The sequence below is a fragment of the Streptomyces sp. NPDC002785 genome, from assembly GCF_040295565.1.
Classification (GTDB): Bacteria; Actinomycetota; Actinomycetes; order Streptomycetales; family Streptomycetaceae; genus Streptomyces.
Window position 1 is genome coordinate 37,051 of the sequence record NZ_JBEOVN010000037.1, and the last position, 9,453, is coordinate 46,503.

Consider the following 9,453-nt stretch of genomic DNA (forward strand, 5'->3'; position numbering starts at 1 on the left):
TCCCCTCACAGAGCGTGGGCGAGCGGTTCGCCCCGCACATAGCGCGCCACCTCGGCCGCCGCGATCCGGGCGGCCTTCTGCGCGACGGACCGGCTGGCGCCCGCCACATGCGGGGTCATCAGCAGATGCGGGGTGCGAAAGAGCCGCGACGTGGGCGGGGGCGGCTCCTGCTCGTACGTGTCGAGCGCCGCGGCCCGCAACTGCCCCGAGTCCAGGGCGTCGCACAGCGCGTCCGTGTCCAGCAGCCCGCCCCGGGCCGCGTTCACCAGGACCGCGCCGCGCGGCAGCAGGGCCAGTTCGCGGGCGCCGATGAGATGCCGGGTCTGCGGGGTCAGCCTGGCGTGCAGGGTGAGGACGCGGGAGCGGTCCAGGAGCGCCTCCAGCGAGGGGGCGCGCATGCCGTGGACGTCGCCGCGCACATACGGGTCGTACACCTCGACCTCGGCGCCGAACGCACAGAGGACCCGGGCCACCCGGCTGCCCACGGCGCCGTAACCGATCAGGCCGACGGGGACGTCCTCCAGCTCCAGGCCGCAGTTCTCGTACGTGTAGTGGGAGGCGTCCCAGCGGCCGTCGGCGGCGAGGGAGCGGTGAGCCTCGGGGATGCGGCGCAGGGCGCAGAGCATCAGCCCCACGGTGAACTCGGCGGTCGCCGCCGCGTTGCGTCCGGGCGCGAAGCACACCCGCACACCCCGGGCCCGTGCCGCGGCCGCGTTCACATTGACCGGGCCGCCGCGGCAGACCACGACCAGCCGCAGATCGGGTGCGGCGGCCAGGACCCGCTCCGTGAACGGGCCCATCTGCGTCACGCACACCTCGACCCCGTCCAGGGCGCGGATCAGCGCGTCCTCGCAGTCGCTCGCCTCGTCGACCTCGGAGACCTTGCCGAAGGGCTCCAGGGGCCAGGGGAGGGTGAGTTCGGTGAGACAGAGCTCCGGGCCGAGAGCGTGGCGCAGGGCCTCGGCGATCAGGGAGTTGCGGACGAACTGGTCACCGGCGACCAGAATCCTCATCGCGGGGCGGACCGTCACGGGGCGGGTCATCGCAGAGCCTCTCCTGTCCGGGCGTCGAAGACATGGATGTGCCGGGGATCGGCGGTGATGCGTACGGTGTCGTCCCGGTCGAGCCGTACCTCCGGACCGGTCGCGACAACCAGCGGCTCCGTCACCCCGTCGAGCGAGAGCGTGGCGATGCCGAATTCCAGCAGGGGTTCATGGGCGGCGACCCGGCCCCGTACACCCGTGTCGTCCAGGCGCAGATCCTCCGGGCGGACGCCGAGCACCACCGCTCGCCCCGCCGCGGGCCGCTGCGGTACGGGCATGCGCACGGAGTCCGAGAGGCGCACCCCGCCCGCCCCGTCGGCCGTCCCCGGCAGCAGATTGATCGCCGGCTCCCCGACGAAGTCGGCGACGAACAGATTGACCGGGGCGTCGTAGATCTCCTCGGGCGTTCCGAGCTGCTGGATCTCGCCGTCCCGCATCACCGCGATCCGGTCGGCGAGCGACAGCGCCTCCTCCTGGTCGTGCGTGACGAGGATGGTGGTGTGGCCGCTGTCCCGCTGGATGCGTTTCAACTCGCGCCGAGTGGTGTCCCGTTGGGTCGCGTCCAGATGGGAGAGCGGTTCGTCGAGCAGCAGCACGTCGGGGGTGCGGATCAGGGCGCGGGCCAGGGCGACCCGCTGCTTCTGGCCGCTGGAGAGTCCGGCAGGGCGGGCGCCCAGGAGGTCCGTGATCCCGATGCGTTCAGCCATGTCGGCGACCCGGCGGCGGATCTCGGCCCGCCCGCCCCGGCGCCGGGCGGCGAGTCCGAAGCCGAGATTCTCCGCGACGGTCAGCGGCGGATACAGGGCGTAGTTCTCGAACGCCACCCCGATATTGCGCTGTTGGGCCGGGAGCGGCACCACCGACGAGCCGCCGATGAGGATGTCGCCGCCGGTGACCGACTCCAGCCCGGCGATCATCCGCAGCGTTGTGGACTTGCCGCAGCCGGACGGGCCGAGCAGCCCCAGCAGCTCGCCGGAGCGCAGCTCGATGTCGATGGAGCGGACAGCTTCGACGGCGGCCCGGCCGCGTCCGGTGTAGGTCTTGCGCAGTGCGCGCAGGGTCAGTTCAGTCATCCGTCATCGCCGCCTCCCGCTCCGGGTTCCCGGCCGGTGCCGCAGACCTCGTAGGGCACCTTGTGCTCGTCGAGTTCGCGCAGTGCACGTCTCGACGCCCCGTCGTCGACCAGCAGCAGATCGAAGCGGGAGAGCGGGGCGAGCCGGTGCAGGGCGACCCGGCCCAGCTTGGAGTGGTCGAGCAGCAGCACATTGCGGCGCGCCGAGTCGAGCATCGCCCGCTTCACGGAGACGATGTGCTGCTCCTGGTGGTAGGCGTAACCGCCGGACACGGCGGAGGTGGAGGTGAAGCAGATGTCGACCTGGAGCGACTGCACCGCCTCCACGCACGAGACGCCGAGGAAGGAGGAGTGCAGCGGGTCGAAGTCGCCGCCGAGGCCCATCAGATGGATGCCGCGCTCCTGCGACAGCAGGTTGATCGCTTCGAGGAAGTTGGTGACGACGGTCAGCGGGGTGATGGAGCGCAGCCTGCGCGCGATCTCCAGCGTGGACGTCGAATCGTCGAGCATCACCGCCATGCCCGGCTCGATGAGCTGCAGGGCCCGTTCGGCGACGGCGGCCTTCTCGGCGCGCATCGTCTTCAGCCGGTAGGAGACGTTCGACTCGAAGACGCCGGACGGCTGGGCGGTGACACCGCCGCGGAACTTGCGGACGATGCCCTGCCGTTCCAGCTCGTCAAGGTCCCGGTGGATGGTCATCAGGCTGACGTCGAAACGCTCCGCCAGCTCGGCGGCGCTCACCTCGCCCTGCGCGAGGACGTACTCGGCTATGGATGCCTGGCGCGGGGCGGGGCCCCGCTGGGGAACGTTGCTCACGTGCTGATCCTTCGTCCTGGGCGTGCCGGCCGGTCGGCCTCGAACAGCAGCAGACTCTCAGGCGGTACGGAGAGCCGGACCGGATGGTCGGCGCTCAGGCCCGCCGCGTCGGCGCGCGGGACGACCAGGGACAGCTGCTGTCCGCCGATCCTGACCGTGACTTCGGTGGCCCGGCCCAGCAGCTCGGTGACGTGAACGGTGCCGGTCAGCTCCAGGGCCCGGCCCTTGCCGGTCGGCTTCACACCTGAGCCGTCGCCGGGCCCCCGCAGCCCGATGTCCCTCGGCCGTACACCCAGTTGGACCGCGGTGCCCGGCGGCGCGGGAACGGTCAGCGGCAGCTCGTACGCCCCGTCCGGCGACCGGAAGTGTCCCTCGGCCGTCACCGTGCCCGGCAGCAGATTGATCCGGGGTCTGCCGAAGGACCGGGCGACGAAAGTGTCGTAGGGGCGGTACCACAGCTCCTCGCGGGTGCCGGTCTGCACCATGCGGCCGTCCCTGATCACCCCGATCCGGTCCCCGAGCGCCAGCGCCTCCACCGAGTCGTGGGTGACGTACAGCGTGGTCGTGCGCCGGACCGAGCCGATCGCCTTCAGTTCCGCGCGCATCGCCTGTCGCAGCTTCGCGTCCAGGTGCGACAGCGGCTCGTCGAGGAGGAACGCCCTGGCCGGCCGGACCAGCACCCGGCCGAGCGCCACCCGCTGGCGCTGTCCGTTGGAGAGACGGCCCACGGGACGGTCCAACAGGGCGCCGATACCGAGGAGTCCGGCGACCTCCCCGATCCGCTCGCGCGCCTCCTGCGCGGGGAGGCGGTGGCGCGGCGAGCGGAGCGGGGAAGCGAGATTGTCGTACGCGGTGCGGTGCGGGTAGAGGGCGTACGACTCGAAGCACATGGCCACGCCCCGGTCGTACGGCTCCACGCCCGCCATGTCCACCCCGCCCAGCTCGACCGCACCGGCGTCCGGCTCCTCCAGGCCCGCGATCGTCTTGAGCGTGGTCGTCTTCCCTGCGCCCGACGGACCGAGCAGACAGAAGAACTCACCCTCGGCCACCTCCAGGTCCAGGCCGTCGAGCGCGGTGTTCTTCCCGTACCTCTTGTGCACGGAACGCAACGCGATGGCTGCCGGGCCGGTCACGACTTCACCGCCCCGAACGACAGGCCGCGCACCAGATACCGCTGGATGGTGAGCGCCAGCAGCAGCGGCGGTATCACCGAGACCAGGGCGGCCGCGGCCGTCAGGTTGTACTTGGGCCGGTCGCCGCCGAGGAAGGACAGCGCGCCGACCGTCACCGTCTGCGCGTTCGACGAGGTGAGGATCAGCGGGAAGACGAAGTTGTTCCACGCGAAGATGAACGCCAGCAGCGAGACGGCCGCTATGCCCGGCTTCACCTGCGCATCCACGGGCCGAGATCCTCCAGCCAGCCCGGCGGACCGTACTGCCACACCATGTACGCGCCGAGCATGAACACGTCGTAGGAGGCGCGTCCGCTGGAGAGGTCGACGGTGAGCTTGTCGAAGTAGTTGTCCTCGGGGAAGACGTCGTACTCGACCTTGATGCCGGTCTTCTCGGTGAACGCCTTCAGATCGGCGATCAGGGCATCGGTGTACGGGTGTTTGTTGAGCAGGGCCTTGACCGTCCTGCCCTTGGCCCGCTTCCAGTCGAAGGAACCGGTGACGTCGTCGGCCGCGGAGCCGCCGCCGTTGCCGTTGTCGCCGCCGAAGCCCGCGCCGCAGGCGGTGAGCAGCGGGGCGGCGGACGCGGCTGCCGCCGCGCCGATGACGAGGAACCGTCGCCGGTCGTGCGCGTGCATGTCCATCCGTGACCTCCACGGTCCGGCCGGAGACGGGTGCGGGCGTTGCCCGTTCACACGTTGTGTCGACTGGTTAACAGAGCTTGGAACAACGGAAGTTGGCCGTCAATCCCTCGCGCAACGGAAATTCTCGGTGCAGAGTGAGAAGTTCACAGGGAGGGCCGATATGTGGATGGGCATCGATCTCGGCACGCAGAGCGTCCGTGCGGTGGTGGCAGGAGACCGCGGCGAGATCCTCGGCAGCGGATCCGCCCCGCTCGCGGGCAGACGCGACGGCGTACGGCATGAGCAGCGGCCCCTCGACTGGTGGACGGCCGTGTGCGCGGCCAGCCGCCAGGCACTGCGTGACTGCCCCGCACCGCGTGCGCTGGCCGTCTGCGCCACCTCGGGCACCGTTCTGCTCGGCGACCCGGCCGGCCGGCCGCTGACCCCGGGGGTGATGTACGACGACGGGCGCGCCGTGACCGAGGCGGCCAGGGCCCGGACCCCGCCGAGCTGGGCGCTGCCCAAGGTGATGTGGCTGCTGCGGGAGTACGGCGGAGGCGCGGGCGGGGCCGTACGCGTCATGCATCAGGCCGATCTGATCCTGGCGCGGCTCGCCGGAACCCCTCTGCCCACCGACTCCAGCCACGCCCTGAAGACCGGCTACGACCTGGAGCGGGAGTGCTGGCCGCGGCGGAGATTCGGCAAGCTGGGCCTGCCCGACGGGCTGTTCCCGGACGTGGTGCGGCCGGGAACGCGGATCGGTGAGGTGGGGCGGGCGGCGGCGGAGGAGACCGGGATTCCGGCGGGCACGCTCCTGGTGGCCGGGATGACGGACGGGTGCGCGGCGCAGATCGCCTCCGGCGCGCTCACCGTGGGCTCCTGGAATTCGGTGCTCGGTACGACGCTGGTGCTCAAGGGGGTCACCTCGTCGCCGGTCGTGGACCGGGCCGGGGTGGTCTACAACCACCGTGCCCCGGACGGGCGCTGGCTGCCGGGCGGCGCCTCGGGCGTCGGTGGCGGGGCGCTGACCGCCGCCTTCCCGGACGTGGACCCGGCACGGATGGACGCACTGTCCCGCGACCACGAGCCGGCGCGCGTGGTGGCGTACCCACTGGTGGCGACGGGCGAACGCTTCCCGTTCGTCGCGCCCGAGGCCACCGGGTTCCTGCTCGGCGAGCCTGCTTCCGACGCCGAGCACTGGGCGGCCCTGCTGACCGGGGTGGGCCTGGTCGAACGGCTCTGCCTCGACTACCTCGACCTGCTCGGCGCCCAGCTGTACGGCCGGCTCACCTTCACCGGCGGCGCGGTCCGCAGCGGCTACTGGAGCCGGCTGCGCGCCGACATCCTGGGCCGGCCCGTGTACATCCCGCAGTACAGCGAACCCGCGCTCGGCATGGCCGTCCTCGCCGCGTACGGTGCGCGCGCCACGACCACGCTGCAGGAGGCCGCGGGCCGGATGGTGCGGCTGCGGCACGTGCTGCACCCGCACCCGGTGCGTACGGCGTGGTACACCGAGCCGTACCTCACGCTGGTGGACGAACTGGAGCGACGCGGCTGGCTCCCCGGCCCGGTCGCCGCCCACGCCCGTACCCGAACGGAGAAATCATGACCGCCGCCCGTCCGAGCGCTGTCCTGCTGCTCGCCCGCCATGGTCAGACCGTCTGGCACGCGGAGAACCGCTACGCCGGGGTCAGCGACATCGGCCTCACCGACGAAGGACGCCGCCAGGCCGCGCAGCTGGGCGAGTGGGCGGCCCGGCACCCGGTCGACGCGATCTGGACGTCGACGCTCACGCGCGCGATCGAGACGGCGGAGCCCGCGTGCTGGGCCCTCGGTCTCGTCCCCCGGCGCGCATACGACCTGCGCGAATGCGATTTCGGCGAGGTGGAGGGGCGCACCCTGGCGGAGTTCGCGGCCGAACACCCGGAGCGGGCCGGGGAGTACCGCGCCGACCCGGTGGTCCACCCGTTCCCCGGCGCCGAGGACCCCCGGTCGGCGGCGGCCCGGGGGACGGCGGCGCTGCGCCGGATCGCGGACGGGCACCCGGGGCAGCGGGTCCTCGTCGTCGCGCACAACACCCTGCTGCGGCTCGTGCTCTGCGAACTGCTGTCGATTCCGCTGGGCGCCTACCGCCGGGTCTTCCCACAGCTGCGGAACGGGGCGGTGAGCGAGGTGCGGATCGGGCAGGAGGGCGGGGCGCTGTTCTCCCTCAATGTGCCGTGCGCACCGGACGTCAGCCCTTGACGGCCACGGACCGCCGCTGCCTGGCGACACCGATGGCCGCCAGTACGACGGTCAGGGCGCCGGACGCCATTAGCTGGTCACGGGTGCCGGGCTGGCGCAGCATCAGGAAGAAGATGCCGAGCATCGCCAGGAGCGCCAGCACCGTCAGGACCGGGAAGAGCCACATCCGTACGACGAGCTTCTCCGGGGCCTCGCGCTCCATCCGGTCGCGCAGGATCAGCTGGGAGAGGGCGATGAAGATCCAGACGACGAGGATCACCGCGCCGATCATGTTGAGCAGCCACGGGAAGACGTCGTCGGGACGCCAGTAGCTGAGCAGCACGCACAGGAAGCCGAACACGGACGAGACCAGGACGGCCGTGCGCGGGACGCCCGAGGAGATCCTGCCGAGCCGCTTCGGGCCCTGGTCGCGGGCGACCAGCGAACAGGCCATGCGGGAGGCGCCGTAGATGTTGGCGTTCATCGCGGAGAGCAGGGCGACCAGGATGACCACGTTCATGATCTGCGCGGCGCCGCTGATGCCGAGGTGGTCCAGGGCCGCGTAGAACGGACCGACCTCCACGACCTTCGGGTCGTCCCACGGGACCAGCGTGACGACGACCGCCATCGAGCCGACGTAGAAGAGCGCGATCCGCCACATCGCCGTCCGCACGGCCTTCGCGACACCCTGCACCGGGTTCTCGGACTCGGCCGCGGCGATGGTGACGGTCTCCAGACCGCCGTACGCGAAGACGGAGGCGAGCAGCCCGATCACCAGGCCCTCGGCGCCGTTCGGCATGAAGCCGCCCTCGCCGCGGAGGTTGGCGGTGCCGGGGGCGTCCGTACCGGGCAGGACACCGAGGATCGCCAGCACACCCAGCACCAGGAAGAGTGTGATCGCCACGACCTTGAGCGTGGCGAACCAGAACTCGAACTCGCCGAACTTCTTCACCGAGGCCAGGTTCGTGCCCAGGAAGACCACCATGAACAGTGCGACCCAGGCCCACTCCGGCGTGCCGGGCAGCCAGCCGGTGACGATCTTCGCGGCACCGATGCCCTCCAGGCCGACGGCGACACAGAGCAGCACCCAGAACGCCCAGCCCACGGTGAACCCCGCCCACGGCCCGATCGCCCGCTCCGCATGGACGGAGAAGGAACCGGAGGCCGGGTTCGCGGCCGACATCTCGCCGAGCATCCGCATCACGAGCATGACCAGCAGCCCGGAGACGGCGTACGCGATGATGATCGACGGGCCCGCGGCGGCGATACCCGCGCCCGAGCCGACGAAGAGCCCGGCGCCGATGACACCGCCGAGGGCGATCATCGAAAGATGGCGCTGCTTGAGCCCGTGGGTGAGGGCCGAATCGGCCTTGGCATCGGAGACGGCGACCGGGGAGCTGGTGGGCGGAGACGCGGAATTCCGAGACATGGACAAGCTCTGTTCGGTAGGCGAAACGTGGGGGGACGTGCGCGCACAGTCTGAACACGCACCCCGTTCACAGGGAACCGCCGTCCGCCATGCGGGCATGATGCTCACACAAGGTGCACACCCGTGGCACGGGGCGACGGCCGGTGCGGTCCTCGGCCGGTGCGGTCGCCGACCGGACCCTGGGCGGTTCCTGGACGGGTTTTGGCGAGAACCTACAGTCTCTCCCGGTGGCCTCTCCCAGCAAAATATGAGCCGATCCGCCCCCGCCTCAGTGACGAGCATCACGCCGTCACATGATTGTGTCAGCTCCTTTGTGTGAACCCCACCAATGCCTCAACCACCCCTTTGTGGGCCACTGATGGTGATCGAGCGTTAACCCTTGGGCTAACGTCAGCCTTCAGTCTGTCCCCACCTGCCCTCACCCCGCGGAGTCCCGATGAGCACTGCTGCCGCCGCCCCTGTCCGTCCCGGAGTGGTCCTCGCCGACCTGCTGCCCGCCGCCAGGCACCGTTACGCCGTAGACACGGCCCTGGTCCTCGGTGGCGCCGCGCTCACCGGCATCGCCGCCCAGATCGCCGTCCCGGTCCCCGGCTCCCCGGTCCCGGTCACCGGCCAGACGTTCGCCGCGCTCCTCGTCGGCACCGCGCTCGGCGCCCGTCGCGGCTTCCTCTCCCTCGCCGTGTACGCGCTCATCGGCATGGCCGGCATGCCGTGGTTCGCGGGCGGCAGCTCAGGCGCGGGCGGCGCCTCGTTCGGCTACGTCCTCGGCATGCTGCTCGCCGCCACCGTGGTCGGCGGCCTCGCCCGCCGCGGCGGCGACCGCTCCGTGCTGCGCACCGCGGGCACGATGGTGCTCGGCTCCGCGATCATCTACGCGGTCGGCGTCCCGTACCTGGCGCTGTCCACCGGCATGTCCGCGAGCGCCGCGATCGCGGCCGGCCTGGTGCCGTTCCTCGTCGGCGACGCGCTGAAGGCGGCGCTGGCGATGGGCGCGCTGCCCGCGTCCTGGAAGCTCATCGGCCGTCGCGGCTGATGCCGTAGCTCCCTTTGAAGAGGCTCGCCGGTCCGGTGTCGTG

At 71.4% G+C, this 9,453-nt stretch carries 10 protein-coding genes; 3 read left to right on the plus strand and 7 right to left on the minus strand.

What is annotated here, in order from left to right; genetic code table 11:
* Positions 1 to 5 precede the first annotated feature (5 nt).
* From ABTZ94_RS12405 to ABTZ94_RS12430, 6 genes are read right to left on the minus strand one after another with little or no spacing between them, the layout of a single operon-like run.
* Positions 6 to 1,013 (minus strand): NAD(P)-dependent oxidoreductase, encoded by a 1,008-nt coding sequence (locus ABTZ94_RS12405; protein WP_351200232.1) that lies wholly within the window; start codon positions 1,011 to 1,013, stop codon positions 6 to 8.
* A 26-nt stretch (positions 1,014 to 1,039) separates the two neighbouring features.
* Complete coding sequence (locus ABTZ94_RS12410; protein WP_351200210.1) at positions 1,040 to 2,116, minus strand: ABC transporter ATP-binding protein; 1,077 nt, start codon at positions 2,114 to 2,116, stop codon at positions 1,040 to 1,042.
* Positions 2,113 to 2,931: a DeoR/GlpR family DNA-binding transcription regulator gene (locus ABTZ94_RS12415; RefSeq protein ID WP_351200212.1), complete on the minus strand. Its 819-nt coding sequence runs from the start codon at positions 2,929 to 2,931 to the stop codon at positions 2,113 to 2,115. Before ABTZ94_RS12415 ends, ABTZ94_RS12410 begins: the two co-directional genes overlap by 4 nt.
* The gene (locus tag ABTZ94_RS12420) at positions 2,928 to 4,064 is read right to left on the minus strand and encodes an ABC transporter ATP-binding protein (RefSeq protein WP_351200214.1); all 1,137 of its coding nucleotides are present in this window, start codon (positions 4,062 to 4,064) and stop codon (positions 2,928 to 2,930) included. Before ABTZ94_RS12420 ends, ABTZ94_RS12415 begins: the two co-directional genes overlap by 4 nt.
* Complete coding sequence (locus ABTZ94_RS12425) at positions 4,061 to 4,330, minus strand: ABC transporter permease family protein (RefSeq protein ID WP_351200216.1); 270 nt, start codon at positions 4,328 to 4,330, stop codon at positions 4,061 to 4,063. Before ABTZ94_RS12425 ends, ABTZ94_RS12420 begins: the two co-directional genes overlap by 4 nt.
* Complete coding sequence (locus ABTZ94_RS12430) at positions 4,315 to 4,746, minus strand: extracellular solute-binding protein (RefSeq protein WP_351200218.1); 432 nt, start codon at positions 4,744 to 4,746, stop codon at positions 4,315 to 4,317. The genes ABTZ94_RS12425 and ABTZ94_RS12430 overlap by 16 nt, the downstream gene beginning before the upstream one ends.
* A 160-nt stretch (positions 4,747 to 4,906) precedes the next feature.
* On the opposite strand from ABTZ94_RS12430, the gene ABTZ94_RS12435 reads away from it, so the two are divergent.
* Positions 4,907 to 6,334 carry an FGGY-family carbohydrate kinase gene (locus ABTZ94_RS12435; RefSeq protein ID WP_351200220.1) on the plus strand — a complete coding sequence of 476 codons (1,428 nt, stop codon included), beginning with the start codon at positions 4,907 to 4,909 and terminating at the stop codon, positions 6,332 to 6,334.
* A complete protein-coding gene (locus ABTZ94_RS12440; protein ID WP_351200222.1) occupies positions 6,331 to 6,969 on the plus strand; it encodes a histidine phosphatase family protein in 639 nt (212 codons plus the stop codon). The genes ABTZ94_RS12435 and ABTZ94_RS12440 overlap by 4 nt, the downstream gene beginning before the upstream one ends.
* On the opposite strand, the gene ABTZ94_RS12445 is transcribed toward ABTZ94_RS12440, so the two are convergent.
* On the minus strand, positions 6,959 to 8,377 hold the full coding sequence (locus tag ABTZ94_RS12445) for an amino acid permease (RefSeq protein WP_351200224.1): 1,419 nt from the start codon (positions 8,375 to 8,377) through the stop codon (positions 6,959 to 6,961). The two genes, ABTZ94_RS12440 and ABTZ94_RS12445, sit on opposite strands and share 11 nt — an antisense overlap.
* A 436-nt stretch (positions 8,378 to 8,813) precedes the next feature.
* Between ABTZ94_RS12445 and ABTZ94_RS12450 the strand changes: the two genes are divergently transcribed.
* Complete coding sequence (locus tag ABTZ94_RS12450; protein ID WP_351200226.1) at positions 8,814 to 9,410, plus strand: biotin transporter BioY; 597 nt, start codon at positions 8,814 to 8,816, stop codon at positions 9,408 to 9,410.
* Positions 9,411 to 9,453 lie beyond the last annotated feature (43 nt).

What these genes read in the sequence shown, in the direction of transcription:
- ABTZ94_RS12405 (WP_351200232.1), bottom strand. Translation starts at nt 1,013, where the DNA reads ATGAGGATTCTGGTCGCCGGTGACCAGTTCGTCCGCAACTCCCTGATC.
- ABTZ94_RS12410 (WP_351200210.1), bottom strand. Translation starts at nt 2,116, where the DNA reads ATGACTGAACTGACCCTGCGCGCACTGCGCAAGACCTACACCGGACGC.
- ABTZ94_RS12430 (WP_351200218.1), bottom strand. Translation starts at nt 4,746, where the DNA reads ATGGACATGCACGCGCACGACCGGCGACGGTTCCTCGTCATCGGCGCG.
- ABTZ94_RS12435 (WP_351200220.1), top strand. Translation starts at nt 4,907, where the DNA reads ATGTGGATGGGCATCGATCTCGGCACGCAGAGCGTCCGTGCGGTGGTG.
- ABTZ94_RS12440 (WP_351200222.1), top strand. Translation starts at nt 6,331, where the DNA reads ATGACCGCCGCCCGTCCGAGCGCTGTCCTGCTGCTCGCCCGCCATGGT.
- ABTZ94_RS12445 (WP_351200224.1), bottom strand. Translation starts at nt 8,377, where the DNA reads ATGTCTCGGAATTCCGCGTCTCCGCCCACCAGCTCCCCGGTCGCCGTC.
- ABTZ94_RS12450 (WP_351200226.1), top strand. Translation starts at nt 8,814, where the DNA reads ATGAGCACTGCTGCCGCCGCCCCTGTCCGTCCCGGAGTGGTCCTCGCC.